Consider the following 20,253-nt stretch of genomic DNA (forward strand, 5'->3'; position numbering starts at 1 on the left):
CGGTCAGGCCGTTTCGAGCGGGAACGCTCCCCGGTGGCCCGTACCGGCGCCCTCCGTCGGCCGGGATTCGAACTCCCGGCAGCTCCAGACCTCCTGGACGAAGCCGGTCCGCCGCTCCCACAGCCCGAGCACGTCCTGCTCACCGGCCGTGCCCCGGTACGCCTCCTTGGCGCCCCGGAAACAGGCGAGCCCGCCGGACAGACCGCGCCCCGGCGCCGGGTCCGGGGCCGGGAAGTAGTCGGAGAACGCGCAGGCTATGCAGGTCCGCAGCCGGACCCCGGGCGGCAGCTCCCGCTGGATCGTCGCCAGCGCGGACCCGAAGTCGCTCTCGGCCCGTTGCGAACCGAAGGCCGCCCCGTCGAACCGGAGTTCCAGGTAGAGGTACGGGTCGGGCTTGCGCAGCGCGAGCAGGCAGCTCAGGGTCGCCTGCCGCTCCGCCCCTTCCGCCACGACGGGGAACGGCAGGTCCCACTCCAGGACGCAGTCGCCCAGGACGCCGTCCGTCAGCGCGAACAGCCCCTGCTCGGCCGGTCCGGCCGCCACCGGGCGCAGGCCGTCGAAGCTGCCGCCCTCGAAGTCCACGCCCCGGACGCGGAGGCGGAGTTGCTGCCCGTCGGTGGTGAGGATGACGGCGTCCGATCCCTGCCGGTCCCGGTACCACCCTGCCCACGACTCATCTGTCATGAGCAGGGACTGTAGCCCCTGCCTCCGACACCGCCCCTGCCGCCCTCCGCTTGGCCGGCGACGCCCTTCGACACCTCCTTCCGGTGGGCGGCCTGTCAGTGCTTCCGGCGGGTGACGAACTCGGCCAGGGCCAGCAGATCGCCCGCCGCCGAGAGGTCCGGGACCGCCCTGGACAGGTGGTGCACGGCCCGCGCCATGCGGTCCGCGGCGCAGCTCTGCGCCCAGTCCCGGCCGCCCGCCCGGTCCACCGCCTCCGCGGCCCGGTTCACCTCGGCGCGGGTGTTCATCGCGCCCCGGTACAGCTCGGCGAGCTCCGCCGAGGCCGGGCCGCCCGCGGTGAGCGCGGCCACCACGGGCAGCGACTTCTTGTGGGCGCTGAGATCGGCGCCGACCGGCTTCCCCGTCTGGGCCGGATCGCCCCAGATGCCGATCAGGTCGTCGATCAGCTGGAAGGCGAGCCCCGCCTCCCGGCCGAAGCCGTCCAGGGCCCGGACGGCCCGGTCGTCGGCGCCCGCGTAGAGCGCGCCCAGGGCGCAGGCACAGCCGAGCAGCGCGCCGGTCTTCGCCGTCGCCATGGTCAGGCACTCGTCCAGCGACACCTGGTCCGGGTCGCGGTCCTCGAAGGCGCAGTCGGCCTGCTGGCCCGCGCACAGCTCGATGACACAGGTCGAGAGCCGGGCCGAGGCGCCGGGCGACATCGCCCTGCCGTCCTCGGCGAGCAGCCGCTGGGCGAGGGCCAGCATCGCGTCTCCGGCGATGACCGCGTCCGGGACGCCGAACACCGTCCAGGCGGTGGCCCGGTGGCGGCGGGTGTGGTCCTCATCGATGACGTCGTCGTGGAGCAGGGTGAAGTTGTGGACGAGCTCGACGGCGACGGCGGCCCGGACGGCCTGTTCGGGGTCGCCGCCCAGGGCGCGGGTGGCCGCCAGGACGAGCGCCGGTCTGATCGCCTTGCCCGCCCCGCCCGCCGCCGGGCTGCCGTCGGCGTGCTGCCAGCCGAAGTGGTACATCGCGACCCGCCGGATCGAGCCGGGCAGGGAGGCGACCGCTGCCCGCAGGTGCGGGTCCACGAGGGTCCGGGTGTACTCAAGGAGCGCCGCGGCCTCGTTGCCCTCGGTCGCGGCGTCTGTTCGGGTCATGGTCAATCGGTCACCCCTGTCGTTGCCGCCCCGCCCCGGCCGCTGGCGCGGCGGGGCCGGGGACGTGGGTGGTTGCTGGGAACGCGGGCGGCCGGGGGCCCGGACCGCGAGGGTCCGGGCCCCGTGGCTCACCGCCAGCGGCTGACCTCGACGTTCTCCAAGACGCCGAGGGCGTCCGGGACGAGGATCGCCGCGGAGTAGTAGGCCGTCACGAGGTAGGAGATGATCGCCTGCTCGTCGATGCCCATGAAGCGGACCGAGAGGCTGGGTTCGATCTCGTCCGGGATGCCCGTCTGCTGGAGGCCGATGACACCCTGCTCGGCCTCGCCGGTCCTCATGCAGATGATCGATGTGGTGCGGGCGTCGCTGACCGGGATCTTGTTGGACGGGAAGATCGGGACACCGCGCCAGGCCGGCACGTGGTGGCCGCCGATGTCGACGCTCTCCGGCACCAGTCCGCGCTTGTTGCACTCGCGGCCGAAGGCGGCGATGGCGCGCGGGTGGGCGAGGAAGAGCTTGGAGCCGCGCCGGCGCGAGAGCAGTTCGTCCATGTCGTCGGGGCTCGGCGCCCCGTCGTGCGGCTGGAGCCGCTGGCCGTAGTCGCAGTTGTTGAGCAGGCCGAACTCGCGGTTGTTGATGAGCTCGTGCTCCTGGCGCTCGCGCAGCGCCTCGACCGTGAGCCGCAACTGCTGCTCGGTCTGGTTCATCGGCTGGTTGTAGAGGTCCGCGACCCGGCTGTGGACCTTCAGGACGGTCTGGGCGACGCTCAGTTCGTACTCGCGCGGCGCCGCGTCGTAGTCCACGTACGTGTGCGGGACGACGGCCTCGCCGATGTGGCCCGCCGAGAGGTCGATCTCCGCCTCGCCGTACGTGTTGGTGCGCTGCTGCGGGACGGACAGCAGCCCGGCGAGATGGCTGCGCAGCGAATCGGCGCGTTCGGCGAGGTTGAGCACGTCGGCCCGCCGCAGTGTGAGCACCGTGCACGCGGTGACGGCACGGGCCGTGTACTCCCAGACGGCGTCGCCCTCGATGAGGGAGTGGTCCCCGAAATAGGCCCCGTCCGCATGGACCCCCAGCACCGTCTCGTCCCCGTAGGGGCCGGTGCCGACCTTCTCGACCTTGCCGTGCGCCAGCAGGTAGACCCGGTCCGCCGCCTCGCCCGCCGTGGCCAGGAGCTGCCCGGCGGGGATCTCGCGCTGCTCGCACCTCCGGGCCAGCTCGGCGAGCGCCTCCTCGTCCTCGAAGTCCCTCAGCGCCGGGAGCTCACCCAGCTCGGCGGGGATGACCGTGACCCGGTCCCCGGTCTGCACGAACGTGACCCGGCCGTCCCCGACCGAGTAGCTCAGCCGGCGGTTCACCCGGTACGTGCCGCCCTGCACCTGGACCCACGGCAGCATCTTCAGCAGCCACCGTGAGGTGATCTCCTGCATCTGCGGAGCGGACTTGGTGGTCGTCGCGAGGTTCCGCGCGGCCGCCGTGCCGAGACTCTGCTGCGGCGGCACCTGCACGTTCTGAACCTCTTCACCAACGGACATCTGTCGTCCTCTCGATCTATCGGCTGACCTGCGGGAAGAACACTTCCAGCACGAGGACGGGGCACGCCATTACACAAAAGAGTGTGACTAATCGGGCTTTGGGCGGGGCACAACGCTGCGCGATGCCCACGCGGCGCCCCTGCCATGCTCCCCGCCGGCTTGAATTTGGATCCGGAATGCCAATTAACTAATCTGACCGCCATGCGGCTGACCAAGTTCACCGACGTCGCGCTGCGCGTCCTGATGCGCCTCGCCGTCGTGAAGCACGAGGACCCGCCGACCACCCGCGAGGTGGCGGCGGTCATGCGGGTGCCGTACTCGCACGCCGCGAAGGTCGTGGCCCGTCTCCAGCACCTCGGCCTGGTCGAGGCGCGACGGGGCCGGGGCGGCGGCCTCACCCTCACCCAGGCGGGCAGGACCGCGTCGGTCGGCGCCCTCGTCCGCGAGCTGGAGGAGCCCGGCGACGTGGTCGACTGCGAGGGCGCCACCCCGTGCCCGCTCCGGGCGGCCTGCCGGCTGCGCGGCGCGCTGCGCCAGGCGCAGGAAGCCTTCTACGCCTCCCTGGACCCGCTCACCATCGCGGAGTTGACCGCCGCACCCACCGGCCCCCTGCTGATCGGCCTCGGCGCCGGGCCGCCCCCCGGGGACTGACCCCCGCCGCACCGGGCCGCCGGCCCGGTGCCTACACTGCCGTTAAATGCGCATCCAAGATGCCAATTCAATATCCGAGGAGTCACCGATGCTCTCCGAGTCGTCCACCGCCACCGTCCGCGCCACCCTGCCCGCCGTCGGCGCGGCCATCGGGGACATCGCCGATCTCTTCTACCGCAAGCTGTTCGACGCCCACCCGGCGCTCCTTCGCGACCTGTTCAACCGGGGCAACCAGGCGTCCGGCGCCCAGCGCCAGGCGCTCGCCGGCTCCATCGCCGCCTTCGCGACCCAGCTGGTCGAGCAGCCCGACACCCGCCCCGATGTGATGCTCGGCCGGATCGCGCACAAGCACGCCTCGCTCGGGGTCACCCCGGCCCAGTACGACGTCGTCCACACCCACCTGTTCGCCGCGATAGCCGAGGTCCTGGGTGACGCGGTGACCCCCGAGGTCGCCGCCGCCTGGGACGAGGTCTACTGGCTGATGGCCAACGCCCTGATCGCGATCGAGGAGCGGCTGTACGCGGAGCAGGGCGTCGTCGCCGGCGACGTCTGGCGCGCGTGGGAGGTCGTCTCGCGCACCGAGGAGACGGACGACGTGGCCCGGTTCCGCATCCGCCCCGCCGACGGCTCGCCCGCCCCCGCCTTCCGCCCCGGCCAGTACGTCTCCGTCCAGGTCGAACTCCCGGACGGCGCCCGTCAGATCCGCCAATACAGCCTCTCCAGCGCCCCCGGCTCGGCGCTCCGCTCGATCACGGTCAAGCGGGTGCACGGCAACGACGCCCCGGACGGCGAGGTCTCCCGCCACCTGCATGCCCGGGTCCGCGCCGGTGACCGGCTCCGGGTCTCGGCCCCGTACGGCGACCTCGTACTGAAGTCCGACGAGGCCCCGCTGCTGCTCGCGTCCGCGGGCATCGGCTGCACCCCGATCCTGTCGATGCTGGAGCACCTCGCGGAGTCGGAGCGCCGCGCACCGGTCACCGTCGTGCACGGCGACCGCTCCCCCGCCGGCCACGCGCTGCGCACCGACCACCTCGCGCTCACGGCCAAGCTGCACGACGCCGCGGCCCACTTCTGGTACGAGAACCCGGAGGACGGCCACCCCGCCGACCGCACCGGGCTCGTGGACCTGAGCGGTCTCGCCGTCCTGCCGGGCACCCACGCCTACCTCTGCGGCCCGCTCCCCTTCATGCGCTCCGTCCGCACCCAGCTGCTCGCCAAGGGCGTCCCGGCCTCCGACATCCACTACGAGGTCTTCGGCCCCGACCTGTGGCTCGCCTCCTGAGCCAGGACATGTCCGGATCGGCTCGCACAGGATCCGAACAGGGCCCCGCCGTCGCCCCGCGACCGGTCGGGGCCCCTCCGGCCGGGTAGAACCGCTCCCACCCGCACAAAAGGAGCCGGTCATGTCCTCACCCATGTCCGCGAGCGCGTTTCTCGCCGCGCTCAAGAAGGAAGGGCTCACCGTCGTCGAGGTCGGCGACTGGCGCAGCCACAACCGGAACCACAAGGGCCCCTGGGGCCCCGTGAACGGGGTGATGATCCACCACTCCGTCACCAAGGGGACCGACGCCACGGTGAAGATGTGCCGCGACGGCCACCCCGACCTGCCGGGCCCGCTGTGCCACGGCGTCATCGCCAAGGACGGCCGGGTCCATCTGGTCGGCTACGGCAGGACCAACCACGCGGGGATGGGCGACGACGACGTCCTGCGCGCGGTCGTCGCCGAGAAGAAGCGCCTTCCCCACGACAACGAGGCCAACACCGACGGAAACCGGCACTTCTACGGCTTCGAGTGCGAGAACCTCGGCGACGGCAAGGACCCCTGGCCCGACGCCCAGCTCGAAGCGATCGAGAAGGTCTCGGCGGCCATCTGCCGCCACCACGGCTGGACCGCCCGCTCGGTCATCGGCCACCGCGAGTGGCAGCCCGGCAAGGTGGACCCGAAGGGCTTCTCGATGGGCGACCTGCGCGACCGCATCCACGACCGCCTCAAATGAGCCCGGGGCGGCGACCGCCGCCACAATGGAGCGCATGTCCGCCCCGTCTCCCGCATCCCGGCTGCGCCCGCTGCTGCCCTCGCCCGTGCAGCAGGCCGAGGACGAGCGCTTCGCCCGGCACGGGGTGACGCTGCTGCTCAAGCGCGACGATCTGATCCACCCGGATCTGCCGGGCAACAAATGGCGGAAACTCGCGCCCAATCTGGCGGCCGCCGCCGGGCGCCCGGTGCTCACCTTCGGCGGCGCGTACTCCAACCACCTGCGGGCCACCGCCGCCGCCGGACGGCTCCTCGGATTCCGCACCATCGGGGTCGTACGCGGGGACGAGCTGGCCCACCGCCCGCTCAACCCCTCGCTCGCCCGGTGCGCCGCCGACGGCATGCGGCTGCACTTCGTGGACCGGGCGACGTACCGCGCCAAGGCCGACCCGGCGGTCCTGGCCGGGCTGCTGGCGGCGTACGGGGACTGCGAGGTCGTCCCGGAGGGCGGCAGCAACGCGCTCGCGGCCCGGGGCTGCGCCGACCTCGGGCGCGAGCTGCGGGGCGTGGCCGACGTGGCGGCGGTGGCCTGCGGGACCGGCGGCACCCTGGCCGGGCTCGCCGCCGGACTCGCGCCGGGGCAGCGCGCGCTCGGCGTCCCGGTCCTGCGCGGCGGCTTCCTGGGCGAGGCGGTGCGGGAGCTCCAGCGGGAGGCGTTCGGCGGCCCGGCGGGCGACTGGTGGCTGGACGAGCGGTTCCACTTCGGCGGCTACGCCCGTACGACACCGGCCCTGCACGCGTTCGCAAAGGATTTCGAGGACCGGCACGGGCTGCCCGTGGAGCGACTGTATGTGGCCAAAATGCTGCACGCGCTCACGGTGCTGACCGAGGAGGGTGCCTTCCCCGCCGGGACCACGGTCGCGGCCGTGATCACCGGCCGCCCGGAGGATCCCGAAGGCGCTCAGCCCTCCTCCCGGTAAGCCGCCGCCTCCTCCAGGTCCAGGCGGCGCAGCAGGGTCCGCATCATCTCGTCATCGATCCTGCGCGCGTCCCGCAGCCGTACGAAGACCTCCCGCTCGGTCTCGATCATCTCGCCGGCCAGCCGCCGGTAGGTCTCGTCCGCCGACTCCCCGGTGACCGGGTTGGCCGCGCCCAGGCGTTCCCAGACCGCGTTGCGGCGGCGTTCCAGGACGGTCCGCAGGCGGTCGGCGAGCGGCTGGGGCAGCCGGTTGCGCTCGTCGGTGAGCAGCTCGTCCAGGCGGGCCTCGGCGGCCGTGGACGCCTCGTTCTGGGCCTGCGCCTCGGCCAGGGTGTCGGCCTGCCGGTCCCGGCCCGGGAGCTTCAGCACGCGCACCAGGAGCGGCAGCGAAAGCCCCTGGACCACCAGCGTGCCGATGACGGTGGTGAACGTCAGGAACAGCACCAGGTTGCGGGCCGGGAAGGCGTCGCCGTCGGCGGTGACGAGCGGGACGGAGAAGGCGATGGCGAGCGAGACGACCCCGCGCATCCCGGCCCAGCCGACGATGAGCGGCGAGGTCCAGTCCGTACCGGTCTCCCGCTCCCTGATCCGCCGCGACAGCCACCGGGGCAGATACGTCGCCGGGTAGACCCAGACGAACCGGACCACCACCACGGCCACGAAGACCAGCACCGCGTACCCGAAGGCGTCCGCCACGGAGTACGTGCCGAGCCCCTTGAGCACGAACGGCAGCTGGAGGCCGATCAGCGCGAACACGGCCGACTCCAGGACGAAGGCGACCATCTTCCAGACGGCGGCCTCCTGGAGCCGGGTGGCGAAGTCGACCTGCCAGGACCGGTGGCCCAGGTACAGCGCGACGACGACCACGGCGAGCACCCCCGAGGCGTGCACGCGCTCGGCCGCCGCGTACGCCACGAACGGGATGAGGAGCGACAGGGTGTTCTGGAGCAGCGGCTCCCTGAGACGCGTGCGCAGCCAGTGCAGCGGGACCATGAGCAGCAGGCCGACCCCGACGCCCCCGACCGAGGCCAGCAGGAATTCCCGCGCTCCCGCGCCCCAGCTGATGCCCTCCCCCACGGCGGCGGCGAGCGCCACCTTGAACGCGGTGATCGCGGTGGCGTCGTTCACCAGGGACTCGCCCTGGAGGATCGTCGTGACACGCGCGGGCAGTCCCACCCGCCGGGCGATCGCCGCGGCGGTGACGGCGTCCGGCGGAGCGATCACGGCGCCGAGCACCAGCGCGGCGGTCAGCGGCAGGTCGGGCACCAGCAGATAGGCCAGCCACCCCACCGCGACCGTCGCGAACAGGACGTACCCGACCGACAGCAGGGCCACCGGCCGCAGGTTGGCCCGCAGGTCCAGGTAGGAGCTGTCCACGGCGGCCGTGTAGAGCAGCGGCGGCAGCAACAGGGGGAGCACGATGTGTGCGTCCAGGGTGTACGACGGCACCCCCGGCACGTACGAGGCGATCAGTCCGGCGGCGACCAGGAGAAGCGGGGCCGGCACCGGGGTGCGGCGTGCGAGGCCCGCCGTCGCGGCACTGCCCGCGACCAGCGCCACCAGGGGCAATGCGTCCATCTCGTGATCCTCGCATCCGTCGTAACCTGGCCATCATGAGTGGTTGCCCGCATGTACCGGACCTGCCGCGCCCCGAGCCCGCGCCCCTCGGCGAAACCTGTCCCGAGTGCCTGGCGGCCGGCACCCACCCCGTGCAGCTGCGGCTGTGCCTGAGCTGCGGCCATGTCGGCTGCTGCGACTCCTCGCCCGGGCGGCACGCGACGGGGCACTTCGAGCGGACCGGCCATCCGGTCATGCGGAGCTTCGAACCGGGCGAGAACTGGCGTTGGTGCTTTGTCGACGGTTCGATCGTCTGACGCACGGGTACGTCAAACCGGCGCGCGTTGTTCGTAATTGAGCGACGCAGACCCCTAGGCACTGTGCGTACCCATGGGCCTACCATGAGTGACAGCCACAGGAGGGGGTTCCGGCGACACGGCATCATGGATCGCGATAGCGTCGCCGGACCGAGAACCGAAGACGTACCGCATGGCTCCGGGCGTTCTCCCGGAACCTCGAATGAGTTTGTGCCACCTTGGAGGTGAGGGTGTCCCAGATCGCAGGCGAGCCCGGGAATCAGGACTTCGTAGAGGTCCGGCTGCCCGCTGCGGGTGCCTACCTGTCGGTGCTGCGCACGGCCACGGCCGGGCTCGCAGCACGCTTGGACTTCACCCTCGACGAGATCGAGGATCTCCGCATCGCGGTGGACGAGGCGTGCGCGATCCTGCTCCAGCAGGCCGTGCCCGGTTCCGTCCTGAGCTGCGTGTTCCGTCTCATCGACGATTCACTCGAGGTGACGGTCGCGGCCCCGACCACGGACGGCCGCGCCCCGGAGCGCGACACCTTCGCCTGGACGGTGCTCTCCGCACTGGCCGGAAAGGTCGACTCCTCGGTCGCCGACGACCGTACGGTCAGCATCAGCCTGTACAAACAGCGCGGCGCGGGACCCGGGCCGGCGTGAGCAACGGGAACGGGGACGGTCCTGTGCGGGACGAGACGATCCGACCAGGGGTGGTGCGTGCGGGCATCCCGGAGCAGCAGGCCCTGCCTCATCCGGTGGACGGGGCGGAGCTGCCCCGTGCGGTGGACGGGACGGACGGGCCCGCCGGCATTACGGTCGCGGTGGAGCAGTCGCAGGCGGAGCGGGCAGGCCAGATGAGCGAGCACGGGCACCACGATCCAAACGACCGCAGCGAGGCGCGGGCGTTGTTCATCGAGCTGGGCAAGCTCGCCGACGGTTCGCCGGAGCGGGCGGAGCTGCGCAACCGGCTGGTGCGGATGCACCTGCCGCTGGTGGAGCACCTGGCGCGCCGCTTCCGCAACCGCGGGGAGCCACTGGACGACCTGACCCAGGTCGCCACGATCGGGCTGATCAAGTCCGTCGACCGGTTCGACCCGGAGCGGGGCGTCGAGTTCTCGACGTACGCCACGCCGACGGTCGTCGGGGAGATCAAGCGCCACTTCCGCGACAAGGGCTGGGCGGTGCGGGTGCCGCGCCGCCTCCAGGAGCTGCGGCTGTCGCTGACCTCGGCGACGGCGGAGCTCTCCCAGCTGCACGGCCGCTCGCCGACGGTGCACGAGCTGGCGGAGCGGCTGGGGATCTCCGAGGAGGAGGTCCTGGAGGGCCTGGAGTCGGCCAACGCGTACAGCACGCTCTCGCTGGACGTGCCGGACACCGACGACGAGTCGCCGGCCGTGGCGGACACGCTGGGCTCCGAGGACGTGGCGCTGGAGGGCGTCGAGTACCGGGAGTCGCTGAAGCCGCTCCTGGAGGACCTGCCGCCGCGCGAGAAGCGGATCCTGCTGCTGCGGTTCTTCGGCAACATGACCCAGTCGCAGATCGCGCAGGAGGTCGGCATCTCGCAGATGCACGTCTCGCGGCTGCTGGCCCGCACGCTGGCGCAGCTGCGCGAGCGGCTGCTCGTGGAGGAGTAGCGGGCGCGGTGACGCGGAGGAGGCCGCCGGATCGTCTCCGGCGGCCTCCTCGTGTGTCCGGGAGCCGTCAGGCGTCCTCGGTGTCCGCGTCGGGCGTGGCGCCCGGCCCGCGGATGCCGAGGGCGTCGATGGTGGCGGGCCTGACCAGCTGGTAGAGCGCGGTCAGCGCGACCGCCGCGAGGACGATGCCGGCCGGGATCAGCACGCCGTGGGAGCGCAGCAGCGTCCAGGCCACCGGCAGCGCGATGATCTGCGTGATGAGCGCCGGGCCCCGGCTCCAGCTGCGGCGCAGCAGCAGGCCGCGGGCGGCGACGAGCGGGATCAGGCCGAGCGCGATGACGGTGAGACCACCCATCTCGGCCTGCTCGGGGCTGTCGGGCCGGCCCAGCAGGCCCATGACCAGCATGTAGATCCCGCCGATGACGAGGGCCGCGCCTTCGAGGCCGCTGAATGCGGCGACCAGCGTGATCCTGGCCGGTTTCGCCGGCTCCGCCAGGGGCGAGGGCGCGTTCTGCTGAGTGCTCACCCTTGCAGGTTGGCATCCCGGACCCGGCGAAGGAAAGCCGGGGTGGCGCGCGCCACCACCACACCCCCGCACCATCACTGAGCGTGAGGGCCTGCGGTCAGGACTTCAGGGGGGTACCCCGCGGTAGGTAGGCTGGCAGTCATGCGCGCACTTCTTGTGGTCAATCCAGCCGCCACCACCACCAGTGCGCGGACCCGTGACGTGCTGATCCACGCGCTCGCGAGCGAGATGAAGCTGGAGGCCGTCTCCACGGAGTACCGCGGGCACGCCCGCGACCTGGGGCGGCGGGCCGCCGACAGCGACGACATCGACCTCGTGGTGGCGCTCGGCGGTGACGGCACGGTCAACGAGGTCGTCAACGGCCTGCTGCACCGGGGCCCCGATCTGGACAGCCTGCCGAAGCTGGCCGTGGTGCCCGGCGGCTCCACCAATGTCTTCGCGCGGGCGCTCGGGCTCCCCAACGACGCGGTGGAGGCGACCGGCGCCATTCTGGACGCGCTGGCGAACCGGACCGAACGCACGGTCGGCCTCGGGCTCGCGGCGGGGACTCCGGGCACGGAGGACGAATCGGTGCCGGAGCGCTGGTTCACCTTCTGCGCCGGCCTCGGATTCGACGCCGGAGTGGTCGGGCGGGTCGAACAGCAGCGGGAGCGCGGCAAGCGTTCGACCCATGCCCTGTACGTGCGCCAGGTGCTCCGGCAATTCCTGGAGGAGCCGCACCGCAGACAGGGCGTGATAACGCTCGACGTGCCCGGCGAGGAGCCGGTCACCGATCTCGCGCTTTCCATAATCTGCAACACGACCCCGTGGACGTACCTGGGGAACCGGCCGGTGTACGCGGCCCCGAAGGCGTCCTTCGACACCGCCCTGGACGTGCTGGGCCTGCGGAAACTCTCCACGGCGGCGGTCGGCCGGTATGCCACCCAGCTGCTCATGTCGAGCCCGGAGAAGGGTCCGCGGGGGAAGCACGCGGTTTCACGGCATGACCTCACGGACTTCACCTTGCATTCAAAGGTTCCACTGCCCTTCCAGATGGACGGTGACCACCTCGGAGTGCGTACCAGTGTGACGTTCACAGGCGTACGCCGTGCACTGCGTGTGATTGTGTGAGCGGAAGGGACCAAAGTCCTTTAACTCGAACGTTTGGACTGGCTTCCACCCTCTAGAAGTACGGCTGTGACCTAGCCGACACCGAGGAATCAAAAAAAACTTTCCTGAAGGGGTTGTATCCGCCGCCGAGGTTTGCGAATCTCTACATGGCGATCGGGACGGCCCGCAACAACGGCCTCCACTGAGAGCCAGAACCCCTCCTCACTTCACAGGACCACAACCAGTTCATCTGGGCGTCGGGCCTACACCTGTGGGGGGATTCGTGAAAGCGTTCACATTCACAAGCCACAGTACGTATCACCAAGGAGAGGTAGCAGCCATGGACTGGCGTCACAACGCCGTTTGTCGTGAGGAAGACCCGGAGCTGTTCTTCCCCATCGGCAACACCGGTCCTGCGCTGCTGCAGATCGAGGAAGCCAAGGCCGTCTGCCGTCGCTGCCCCGTCATGGAGCAGTGCCTGCAGTGGGCGCTCGAGTCCGGCCAGGACTCCGGCGTCTGGGGTGGCCTCAGCGAGGACGAGCGCCGCGCAATGAAGCGCCGCGCCGCTCGCAACCGGGCGCGCAACGCCAGCGCCTGACCGACGCCACCGCTACGAACCTCAGCGCAGGCGGCGCGTACAGCGCGTACGCACCACCCCGCCCCCCGAGTCGCAGCGCGCAGTACCCCCGAAGCGCATGCTTGACCAGAGAGCCCGGACCGTTCACCTACGGTCCGGGCTCTCTGCTGTGTTCGGGCCCTGCTACGTCTCGTTGCGGACCGGGATGTCGAGGACGACCTGTGTCCCGCGTTCCGGCGCCGGCACCATGCCGAACGTGCCGCCGAGCTCGCCCTCGACCAGCGTGCGGACGATCTGGAGGCCGAGGTTGCCGGCCTTCTGCGGGTCGAACCCCTCGGGCAGACCGCAGCCGTCGTCCTGGACGGTGATGAGCAGCCGTCCCTCGGTGGGCGAGCCGCCCCGGACGGCCGAGACCTCGACGGTGCCGGACTCCGCGACGGAGAAGGCGTGTTCCAGGGCGTTCTGCAGGACCTCGGTGAGGACCATCGAGAGCGGCGTCGCGACCTCGGCGTCGAGTATCCCGAAGCGTCCCGTGCGGCGGCAGGTCACCTTGCCCGGCGAGATCTCCGCGACCATGGCGATGACCCGGTCGGCGATGTCGTCGAACTCCACCCGCTCGTCCAGATTCTGGGACAGCGTCTCGTGGACGATGGCGATCGAACCGACGCGCCGCACCGCCTCGTTGAGCGCCTCGCGGCCCTGCGGCGAGTCCATCCGGCGGGCCTGGAGGCGCAACAGGGCGGCGACCGTCTGGAGGTTGTTCTTCACCCGGTGGTGGATCTCCCGGATGGTGGCGTCCTTGGTGATCAACTCGCGCTCCCGGCGGCGCAGTTCCGTCACGTCGCGCAGGAGGACCAGGGAGCCGATGCGGACGCCCTTGGGCTTGAGCGGGATCGCGCGCAGCTGGATGACCCCGCCGGTGCACTCCACCTCGAACTCACGGGGCGCGTAACCGCTGGCCATCTTGACCAGAGCCTCGTCCACCGGGCCCCGGGACGGGGCGAGTTCGGCGGTGATCTGGCCGAGGTGCTGGCCGACGAGGTCGGAGGCGAGGCCGAGGCGGTGGTAGGCGGAGAGGCCGTTGGGGCTGGCGTACTGCACGACCCCGTCGGCGTCCAGCCGGACCAGGCCGTCGCCGACGCGCGGGGACGCGTCCATGTCCACCTGCTGGCCCGGGAAGGGGAAGGACCCGGCGGCGATCATCTGGGCGAGGTCCGAGGCGGACTGGAGGTAGGTCAGCTCCAGCCGGGACGGTGTGCGGACGGTGAGGAGGTTGGTGTTGCGCGCGATCACGCCGAGCACCCGGCCCTCCCGGCGTACGGGGATCGACTCGACCCGTACGGGCACCTCCTCGCGCCACTCCGGGTCGCCCTCGCGCACGATCCGGCCCTCGTCCAGCGCGGCGTCGAGCAGCGGGCGGCGGCCGCGCGGGACCAGGTGGCCGACCATGTCGTCCTGGTAGGAGGTCGGGCCGGTGTTGGGCCGCATCTGCGCGACGGAGACGTACCGCGTGCCGTCGCGGGTGGGGACCCACAGGACGAGGTCGGCGAAGGACAGGTCGGAGAGCAACTGCCACTCCGAGACCAGCAGGTGGAGCCACTCGAGGTCGGTGTCGCTCAGAGCGGTGTGCTGGCGTACGAGGTCGTTCATGGAGGGCACGTGTGCGAGCGTACCCGTGGATGCGTGCCGGTCCGAACCGGAAGCGCCGCCCGTACGTGCGGTGAACCGGGGCCGACATTGGCGCCGCGCATGGATGGACACGGCCCAGTGGTCTAGTCCACAATGCTTGATGTAGGGCCTCCGCTCTCCCCGCACAGGAGAGCGGAACGAGGTACCCGCGCTCTCTGCCCTGACTGCGCCGGTGCCTCTCCCCCGGCCGGGGGCACCGCACACCGCCGGCCGAGCCGGCCGCCCGCGAGGGCGGCCCTACTCCGGGCTGCGGTGCTGGTCGGGCTGAGGGTCCCGGCCCGGCGCCGCGGCCCGCGGGTTCTTCCGGGGCCTCCCGCCTCAGCGGGTCTCGGTGACCTTCGCGAGCGCGCGCGGCGCGTCCGGGTCCTGGCCCCGCGCGATCGTCACCTCGTACGCCAGCATCTGGAGCGGCAGGATCTCCAGGACCGGCTGGACCTCCTCCGCCACCCCGGCCGTCGGCAGCACGAACCCCGCCGACGCCGCCGCCACCTGGGCCGCGGGCCCGACGACGAAGAGGTCGGCGCCCCGGCCGCGCAGCCGGTCCAGGACGGGCTGAAGGGCCTCGCCGCCCCGGCCGTCGGTCACCACGGCGATGACCGGCGAGATGTTGTCGACCATCGCGAGGGGGCCGTGCAGCAGGTCGGCGCCGGAGTACGAGAGAGCGGGGATGTAGCTCGTCTCCATGAGCTTCAGGGCGGCTTCCTTGGCCGTGGGGTAGCCGTACCCCCGCGAGGTGATGACCATGCGCTCGGCGAAGCGGTAGCGCGACGCCAGGGACCTCACCTCGTCCTTGCGGGCGAGCACCTCCTCCGCGAGGTCCGGCAGGGCGGCGGCCGCCGCCCCGTCACCGCCGCGCAGTCCCTCCACGAACAGGTACAGCGAGAGCAGGGACGCGGTGTACGTCTTGGTGGCCGGCAGCGCCTTCTCGGGCCCGGCCAGGATGTCGATGTGGTACTCGGAGACTGCCGCGAGCGGCGAGTCCGGGTTGTTGGTCACCGCCAGGGTCACCGCGCCGGCCTCCCGGGCCGCCTTGGTGGACGCCACCAGGTCGGGCGAGCCGCCGGACTGGCTGACGGTGACGACCAGGACGTCGCGGAGGTCCGGCTTCGCGCCGTACGCCGTGGTGGTCGACATCGAGGCCAGCCCGCAGGGCAGCCCCAGCGTGATCTCCAGCAGGTACTTCGCGTAGAGCGCGGCGTTGTCGGAGGTGCCGCGGGCGGTGAGCAGGACGAAGCGCGGGTTCCTGGCCGCGATCCGCCCGGCGGTCTCACGGATGGCGGGCGCGCCGCGCTCCAGGATGCGGCGGAGCACCGCGGGCTGCTCGGCCATCTCGCCGGACATGATGCGGCCGGGCCACTCGCCCTCACCGGCCGGGTACGTGGCGGACATGTCTGGTACCTCCCGGGGGTCGCGCTACCTCGCCCAAGTCGAACACGGGGTGCGCGGGGGCCGCCAGCGGGCGGCGGCCGGCAGGTCGCGTCCGAGTGCCGGTACGGACTCCTCGGGGCAGGGTGAGTCTGCTAGATTGGAACCTTGATTGGTCTATACCACATATCGTCACTCTCGATCGGATCGGCAGGCCCCGCGTGGAAGTTGTCATCGTCCCGGACGCCAAGGCAGGCGGCGAACTGATCGCGGGGGCCATCGGCACCCTGCTCGGCCGCAAGCCCGACGCCCTTCTCGGCGTTGCCACCGGCTCTACCCCGCTGCCCATCTACCAGGCCCTCGCGGACCTGGTCCGCTCCGGTGCCGTGAACGCCTCGCGCGCCCGCGTCTGCCAGCTGGACGAGTACGTCGGGCTGCCGGCGGGCCACCCGGAGTCGTACCGCTCCGTGGTGCTGCGCGAGGTGGTCGAACCGCTCGGGCTCTCCGAGGCCGCGTTCATGGGCCCCGACGGCTCCGCCGAGGACGTCCAGGCGGCCTGCGAGGCGTACGACAGGGCGCTGGCCGAGGCCGGTGGCGTCGACCTCCAGCTGCTGGGCATCGGCACCGACGGGCACATCGGCTTCAACGAGCCGTGCTCCTCGCTCGCCTCCCGCACCCGGATCAAGACGCTCACCGAGCAGACCCGGGTCGACAACGCGCGCTTCTTCGACAACGACATCGACCAGGTGCCGCACCACGTCATCACCCAGGGCATCGGCACGATCCTGGAGGCCCGCCACCCGATCCTGCTCGCGACGGGCGAGGGCAAGGCGGACGCGGTGGCCGCGACGGTCGAGGGACCGGTCGCCTCGATCGTGCCGGCGTCGGCGCTCCAGCTGCACCCGCACGCGACCGTGGTCGTGGACGAGGCGGCGGCGTCGAAGCTGAAGCTGGCGGACTACTTCCGGGCGACGTACGCGGCGAAGCCGGCCTGGCAGGGGCTGTAGTTCCTACGCGAGAGGGCCGGGACACCGTGGTGGTGTCCCGGCCCTCTCGTATGCGCGGGGTCAGCTCCCGGCGATGATCTCCGCCGCCGCCCGGCCGCAGACGCGGGCGGCACCGTGCGTCGCGATGTGCAGGGCTCCCCGGGGCTCGGCCTGGGGGACGCCCATCTCGACCACGACGGTGTCCGGGCGCGCCGCGAGCAGCGCGTCCAGGGCCTTGGTCATCCACGCGTGGCGGTGCGCGTCGCGGACCACGGCGACGATGCGCCGCTCCCCCGCCGCCCGCAGCGCGGCCTCGGCCGGGGCCTCGGACTCGCCGTCGTACGTGTCGGTCCCGGTGCCCGGGACGAGCCGGGTCAGCTCGGCCGCGACGCCCCAGGGGGTCTCGTCGCCGACCGCGATGTTCGCGACCGGGGTGAAGGCGGCCACGTACGCCGGACCGGTGAGTGGTGCGACCTCGCCGGTCACCGTCACCGCGCGGCGGGCGGCCACCAGACCGATGTCCGAGGCGATGCCGGTGGTCTGCGCGGTGCCGGGCCCGGTCCCCTCCTGTGCTGCCGCGCCCGGCTCCCGTACAGCCCCCCGTGCCTCCCGCGTCCAGGACGCGAGGGCGCGGACCCGGGCAGCGGCATCGGCGAGCCGCTCCTCGGGAAGTTCACCGGAGCGCACCGCCGCGACCAGCGCGTCGCGCAGCCGCAGGACGGTGCTGTCGTCGTCGAGCCCGCCGCCGACGCAGAGCGCGTCGGCACCGGCCGCGACGGCGAGGACGGAGCCGCGTTCGATCCCGTACGTCGAGGCGATGGCCTGCATCTCCACGGCGTCGGTCACGATGAGCCCCTGGTACCCCAGCTCCTCGCGCAGCAGACCGGTGAGGATCTGGGGGCTGAGGGTGGCCGGGCGGTGCGGGTCGAGAGCGGGCAGCAGGATGTGCGCGCTCATCACCGACTTGGAGCCGGCCGCGATGGCCGCCCGGAACGGGACGAGCTCCCGGGCGTGCAGCGTTTCCAGGTCGACGTCGATGCGGGGCAGTGCGTGGTGCGAGTCGACCGCGGTGTCGCCGTGCCCGGGGAAGTGCTTGGTGCAGGCGGCGACCCCGGCGGCCTGGAGGCCCTCGACGTACGCGGCGGTGTGCCGGGCGACCAGGTGCGGGTCGGCGCCGAAGGAGCGGACGCCGATGACGGGGTTGCCCGGGTTGGAGTTGACGTCCGCGGACGGGGCCCAGTTGAGGTTGACCCCGCACGCGGCGAGCCGGCGGCCCAGCTCGTGGGCGACGGCCCGGGTCAGCTCGGTGTCGTCCACCGCGCCGAGCGCCAGGTTGCCGGGGAAGGACGAGCCGTGCCGCACCTCAAGACGGGTGACGTCGCCGCCCTCCTCGTCGATGGCGACGAGCACGTCGTCCCGCTCGGCCCTGAGCTGGGCGGTGAGCGCGGCGAGCTGTTCGGGCGTCTCGATGTTGCGGCCGAACAGGCCGACGGAGGAGAGCCCTTCGCCGACCCGGCGCAGCAGCCACTCGGGCGCCGTGGTGCCGGTGAAACCGGGCTGCAGCACGGCGAGCGCGTCACGGGTGACGGTGTCCGTGGTGGAGGTGAGGGTGGTCATGGGGCGGCGTTATCCCTTCACGGCGCCGGAGGTGAGCCCCGCGGCCATCTTCTTCTGCACGAACATGAAGAAGATGACGACCGGAAGAGCGATCATGGTGGACGCCGCCATCAGGGCGCCGTAGTCCGTACCACGCTCGCTGGTGAACGTCATCAGCCACACGTTGAGCGTGTACTTGGAGTTGTCGTTGATCAGGATGTAGGCGAAGAGGTACTCGTTCCACGCGTTCACCAGCGCGAAGATCGACGCGGCGGCGAGGCCGGGCGCGAGCAGCGGCAGGATCACGCGGCGGAAGGCGCCGAAGCGGGTGCACCCGTCCACCATGGCGGACTCCTCCAGCTCCACCGGGATGTTCACCACGAAGCCGCGGATCATGATCGTCGCGAACGGCAGCGTGGAGACCAGGTAGACGACGATGAGGCTCCAGTACTCGTCGATGCCGCCCATGGCGTTGAGCTGGGCGTAGATCGGGATGAGCATCGCCGTGGGCGGCAGCATCTGGACCAGGATCAGGATCAGGACCAGGGGCTTGCGGCCGAAGAAGCGGAACCGGCCGATGGCCAGGGCCGCCAGGGTGGCGATGATCATGCCGCCGACGACGGCGGTGATCGTGACGATGAGGCTGGACTGGACCGCGGTGCCGAAGTTCGGCTGGTCGACCGCCTTGACGAAGTTGTCGAAGGTGATCGAGGAGGGCCACAGGGTCTGGTCGTACGAGCGGATCTCGCGGCTGGGCCGCAGGGCGCTGATCACCAGCCAGTAGACCGGGAAGACCATGACCAGCGCGACGGCGAGGCCGAGGATGTTCAGGCCGACGCGGGTGTTCTTGCGGTCCGGGCGCAGGACCTGTGGTGTGTCGGTCGTGGTGCTCATTCGACCTCTCCCGTCTTCATGAGCTGGCGCAGGTAGTACACGGCCACCGCGGACAGCAGGATCACCGTGATCAGGGCGATCGCGGTGCCCTGGCTGAAGGAGGTGGACTCGAATGCCTTCGAGTAGGAGTACAGGCCGAGGGTCTCGTACTCGGGCTCGGGCTTGCTGCCGCGCAGCAGCCAGATCTGGCCGAAGACGTTGAAGTCCCAGATCACCGACAACGTGGCGACCATGCTGAAGACCGGCTTGATGACCGGCCAGGTCACGTAGCGGTAGACGCCGAAGCCGGTGGCGCCGTCGAGGGACGCGGCCTCCTCCAGTTCCTGGGGGACCTGGGTGAGGGCGGCGTACAGGGTGACGACGACGAAGGGGATGGCGCCCCAGACGACCAGCAGCGTGATGATCGCGAAGCCCTGGACCGGGTCGAGGTACCAGTTGTGGCCGAGCCAGTCGTCGCCGACGACCTTCGCGATGAGGGTGTTGATGAGGCCGTAGTCGGAGTCGGCCATGAACCGGAAGATGGAGGCGGCGACCATCAGCGGCATCGCCCAGGCGGCGATGAGGCAGAAGGTCAGGATGAGCCGCACCCAGTTGGACAGCCGGCGCATCAGCAGGGAGATCAGCAGACCGATGCCCATGGTCAGCGACACGCAGACGGCCATGAAGACGACGGTGCGGAAGGTCACCCACCAGAACTCGGAGTCACCGAGGATGTTGGTGAACTGGTCGAAGCCGACCCAGGGTGCGGGATCACCGGTCCACAGCTCGCGCCGGCCCATGTCCTGGAAGGACATGATGACCGTCTTGGCGAGCGGGTAGAGATAGACGGCGGCGATCGCCACGATCGCCGGGAGGATCAGGAAGTAGGGCAGCAGTTCGCCCTTCTTCCGCTTCCTCTTCTGCTTCAGGGGTGCGTTGCCGCCCTCATCGGACAGCGGGCCCCCGTCCGCCTTGAGATCACGTGGTACGGGGACCGGTGGCCCGGCGGCCTTGGTATCGGCGGCAGTCACGTGGCTGACCTTCCATCGCGGGTCCGAGGCAGCCCCCGGAAAACACGGCGTTCTTGAGCTAAAGGG

Annotated in this window: 20 protein-coding genes; 10 read left to right on the forward strand and 10 right to left on the reverse strand. The window is 71.5% G+C overall.

The features are described from left to right. Positions 1-3 precede the first annotated feature (3 nt). The 3 genes from OG867_RS09005 to OG867_RS09015 all read right to left on the reverse strand — a co-directional run bounded on the left by OG867_RS09005 (position 4) and on the right by OG867_RS09015 (position 3,358). Positions 4-684 (reverse strand): DUF6304 family protein, encoded by a 681-nt coding sequence (locus OG867_RS09005; RefSeq protein ID WP_406284158.1) that lies wholly within the window; start codon positions 682-684, stop codon positions 4-6. A 95-nt stretch (positions 685-779) separates the two neighbouring features. After that, on the reverse strand, positions 780-1,823 hold the full coding sequence (locus tag OG867_RS09010; RefSeq protein ID WP_328902257.1) for a family 2 encapsulin nanocompartment cargo protein polyprenyl transferase: 1,044 nt from the start codon (positions 1,821-1,823) through the stop codon (positions 780-782). Between the two features lie 128 nt (positions 1,824-1,951). Continuing rightward, positions 1,952-3,358, reverse strand: coding sequence for a family 2B encapsulin nanocompartment shell protein (locus OG867_RS09015; RefSeq protein WP_406284160.1), 1,407 nt, complete (start codon positions 3,356-3,358; stop codon positions 1,952-1,954). A gap of 201 nt (positions 3,359-3,559) precedes the next feature. Between OG867_RS09015 and OG867_RS09020 the strand changes: the two genes are divergently transcribed. The 4 genes from OG867_RS09020 (at position 3,560) to OG867_RS09035 (ending at position 6,964) form a co-directional block, all read left to right on the forward strand. Beyond that, complete coding sequence (locus tag OG867_RS09020) at positions 3,560-4,009, forward strand: RrF2 family transcriptional regulator (RefSeq protein ID WP_406290848.1); 450 nt, start codon at positions 3,560-3,562, stop codon at positions 4,007-4,009. Positions 4,010-4,097: 88 nt separating this feature from the next. Continuing rightward, positions 4,098-5,291, forward strand: a complete 1,194-nt coding sequence (locus OG867_RS09025; RefSeq protein WP_406290850.1) for a globin domain-containing protein — start codon at positions 4,098-4,100, stop codon at positions 5,289-5,291. A gap of 121 nt (positions 5,292-5,412) precedes the next feature. Next, entirely contained in the window at positions 5,413-6,006 is a 594-nt protein-coding gene (locus OG867_RS09030; protein WP_026171860.1) for an N-acetylmuramoyl-L-alanine amidase, read from the forward strand. 34 nt (positions 6,007-6,040) lie between these two features. Further along, on the forward strand, positions 6,041-6,964 hold the full coding sequence (locus tag OG867_RS09035; RefSeq protein ID WP_406284163.1) for a 1-aminocyclopropane-1-carboxylate deaminase/D-cysteine desulfhydrase: 924 nt from the start codon (positions 6,041-6,043) through the stop codon (positions 6,962-6,964). Here the strand turns inward: OG867_RS09035 and OG867_RS09040 are convergent. Then, positions 6,946-8,541, reverse strand: a complete 1,596-nt coding sequence (locus OG867_RS09040) for a Na+/H+ antiporter (RefSeq protein ID WP_328902253.1) — start codon at positions 8,539-8,541, stop codon at positions 6,946-6,948. The genes OG867_RS09035 and OG867_RS09040 overlap by 19 nt on opposite strands. 35 nt (positions 8,542-8,576) lie before the next feature. Between OG867_RS09040 and OG867_RS09045 the strand changes: the two genes are divergently transcribed. The 3 genes from OG867_RS09045 to OG867_RS09055 all read left to right on the forward strand — a co-directional run bounded on the left by OG867_RS09045 (position 8,577) and on the right by OG867_RS09055 (position 10,455). Continuing rightward, positions 8,577-8,837: a UBP-type zinc finger domain-containing protein gene (locus OG867_RS09045; RefSeq protein ID WP_328902252.1), complete on the forward strand. Its 261-nt coding sequence runs from the start codon at positions 8,577-8,579 to the stop codon at positions 8,835-8,837. Between the two features lie 230 nt (positions 8,838-9,067). Beyond that, positions 9,068-9,481, forward strand: a complete 414-nt coding sequence (locus OG867_RS09050) for an anti-sigma regulatory factor (protein WP_018105584.1) — start codon at positions 9,068-9,070, stop codon at positions 9,479-9,481. Then, positions 9,478-10,455 (forward strand): RNA polymerase sigma factor SigF, encoded by a 978-nt coding sequence (locus tag OG867_RS09055; protein ID WP_406284166.1) that lies wholly within the window; start codon positions 9,478-9,480, stop codon positions 10,453-10,455. Before OG867_RS09050 ends, OG867_RS09055 begins: the two co-directional genes overlap by 4 nt. Positions 10,456-10,522: 67 nt before the next feature. On the opposite strand, the gene OG867_RS09060 is transcribed toward OG867_RS09055, so the two are convergent. After that, complete coding sequence (locus OG867_RS09060; protein WP_328902250.1) at positions 10,523-10,981, reverse strand: hypothetical protein; 459 nt, start codon at positions 10,979-10,981, stop codon at positions 10,523-10,525. A gap of 141 nt (positions 10,982-11,122) precedes the next feature. On the opposite strand from OG867_RS09060, the gene OG867_RS09065 reads away from it, so the two are divergent. Next, on the forward strand, positions 11,123-12,091 hold the full coding sequence (locus tag OG867_RS09065) for a diacylglycerol kinase family protein (RefSeq protein WP_328902249.1): 969 nt from the start codon (positions 11,123-11,125) through the stop codon (positions 12,089-12,091). Between the two features lie 319 nt (positions 12,092-12,410). Further along, a complete protein-coding gene (locus OG867_RS09070) occupies positions 12,411-12,668 on the forward strand; it encodes a WhiB family transcriptional regulator (protein WP_003953983.1) in 258 nt (85 codons plus the stop codon). A gap of 162 nt (positions 12,669-12,830) precedes the next feature. On the opposite strand, the gene OG867_RS09075 is transcribed toward OG867_RS09070, so the two are convergent. Both OG867_RS09075 and OG867_RS09080 read right to left on the reverse strand, forming a co-directional pair. Next, positions 12,831-14,297, reverse strand: coding sequence for a histidine kinase N-terminal domain-containing protein (locus tag OG867_RS09075; protein WP_328904460.1), 1,467 nt, complete (start codon positions 14,295-14,297; stop codon positions 12,831-12,833). A gap of 357 nt (positions 14,298-14,654) precedes the next feature. After that, complete coding sequence (locus tag OG867_RS09080; protein WP_406284168.1) at positions 14,655-15,725, reverse strand: SIS domain-containing protein; 1,071 nt, start codon at positions 15,723-15,725, stop codon at positions 14,655-14,657. Positions 15,726-15,922: 197 nt separating this feature from the next. Between OG867_RS09080 and nagB the strand changes: the two genes are divergently transcribed. Next, complete coding sequence (nagB, locus tag OG867_RS09085; RefSeq protein WP_406284170.1) at positions 15,923-16,708, forward strand: glucosamine-6-phosphate deaminase; 786 nt, start codon at positions 15,923-15,925, stop codon at positions 16,706-16,708. A 60-nt stretch (positions 16,709-16,768) separates the two neighbouring features. Here nagB and OG867_RS09090 read toward each other — a convergent pair whose 3' ends face one another. Genes OG867_RS09090 through OG867_RS09100 form a run of 3 tightly spaced genes read right to left on the reverse strand, consistent with a single transcriptional unit; the run spans position 16,769 to position 20,187 of the window. Then, positions 16,769-18,304, reverse strand: coding sequence for a glycoside hydrolase family 3 protein (locus tag OG867_RS09090; protein ID WP_406284172.1), 1,536 nt, complete (start codon positions 18,302-18,304; stop codon positions 16,769-16,771). Between the two features lie 9 nt (positions 18,305-18,313). After that, positions 18,314-19,177: a carbohydrate ABC transporter permease gene (locus OG867_RS09095; protein ID WP_328902246.1), complete on the reverse strand. Its 864-nt coding sequence runs from the start codon at positions 19,175-19,177 to the stop codon at positions 18,314-18,316. Beyond that, the gene (locus OG867_RS09100) at positions 19,174-20,187 is read right to left on the reverse strand and encodes a sugar ABC transporter permease (RefSeq protein WP_328902245.1); all 1,014 of its coding nucleotides are present in this window, start codon (positions 20,185-20,187) and stop codon (positions 19,174-19,176) included. The genes OG867_RS09095 and OG867_RS09100 overlap by 4 nt, the downstream gene beginning before the upstream one ends. Positions 20,188-20,253 lie beyond the last annotated feature (66 nt).

Origin of the sequence: Streptomyces sp. NBC_00209 (assembly GCF_045206345.1) — a bacterium.
Lineage (GTDB): Bacteria > Actinomycetota > Actinomycetes > Streptomycetales > Streptomycetaceae > Streptomyces.

Excerpts from the sequence above, each read along its gene's own strand:
- OG867_RS09005 (WP_406284158.1), bottom strand. The coding sequence starts at position 684 with ATGACAGATGAGTCGTGGGCAGGGTGGTACCGGGACCGGCAGGGATCG.
- OG867_RS09010 (WP_328902257.1), bottom strand. The coding sequence starts at position 1,823 with ATGACCCGAACAGACGCCGCGACCGAGGGCAACGAGGCCGCGGCGCTC.
- OG867_RS09015 (WP_406284160.1), bottom strand. The coding sequence starts at position 3,358 with ATGTCCGTTGGTGAAGAGGTTCAGAACGTGCAGGTGCCGCCGCAGCAG.
- OG867_RS09020 (WP_406290848.1), top strand. The coding sequence starts at position 3,560 with ATGCGGCTGACCAAGTTCACCGACGTCGCGCTGCGCGTCCTGATGCGC.
- OG867_RS09025 (WP_406290850.1), top strand. The coding sequence starts at position 4,098 with ATGCTCTCCGAGTCGTCCACCGCCACCGTCCGCGCCACCCTGCCCGCC.
- OG867_RS09030 (WP_026171860.1), top strand. The coding sequence starts at position 5,413 with ATGTCCTCACCCATGTCCGCGAGCGCGTTTCTCGCCGCGCTCAAGAAG.
- OG867_RS09035 (WP_406284163.1), top strand. The coding sequence starts at position 6,041 with ATGTCCGCCCCGTCTCCCGCATCCCGGCTGCGCCCGCTGCTGCCCTCG.
- OG867_RS09040 (WP_328902253.1), bottom strand. The coding sequence starts at position 8,541 with ATGGACGCATTGCCCCTGGTGGCGCTGGTCGCGGGCAGTGCCGCGACG.
- OG867_RS09045 (WP_328902252.1), top strand. The coding sequence starts at position 8,577 with ATGAGTGGTTGCCCGCATGTACCGGACCTGCCGCGCCCCGAGCCCGCG.
- OG867_RS09065 (WP_328902249.1), top strand. The coding sequence starts at position 11,123 with ATGCGCGCACTTCTTGTGGTCAATCCAGCCGCCACCACCACCAGTGCG.
- OG867_RS09070 (WP_003953983.1), top strand. The coding sequence starts at position 12,411 with ATGGACTGGCGTCACAACGCCGTTTGTCGTGAGGAAGACCCGGAGCTG.
- OG867_RS09075 (WP_328904460.1), bottom strand. The coding sequence starts at position 14,297 with ATGAACGACCTCGTACGCCAGCACACCGCTCTGAGCGACACCGACCTC.
- OG867_RS09080 (WP_406284168.1), bottom strand. The coding sequence starts at position 15,725 with ATGTCCGCCACGTACCCGGCCGGTGAGGGCGAGTGGCCCGGCCGCATC.
- OG867_RS09090 (WP_406284172.1), bottom strand. The coding sequence starts at position 18,304 with ATGACCACCCTCACCTCCACCACGGACACCGTCACCCGTGACGCGCTC.
- OG867_RS09095 (WP_328902246.1), bottom strand. The coding sequence starts at position 19,177 with ATGAGCACCACGACCGACACACCACAGGTCCTGCGCCCGGACCGCAAG.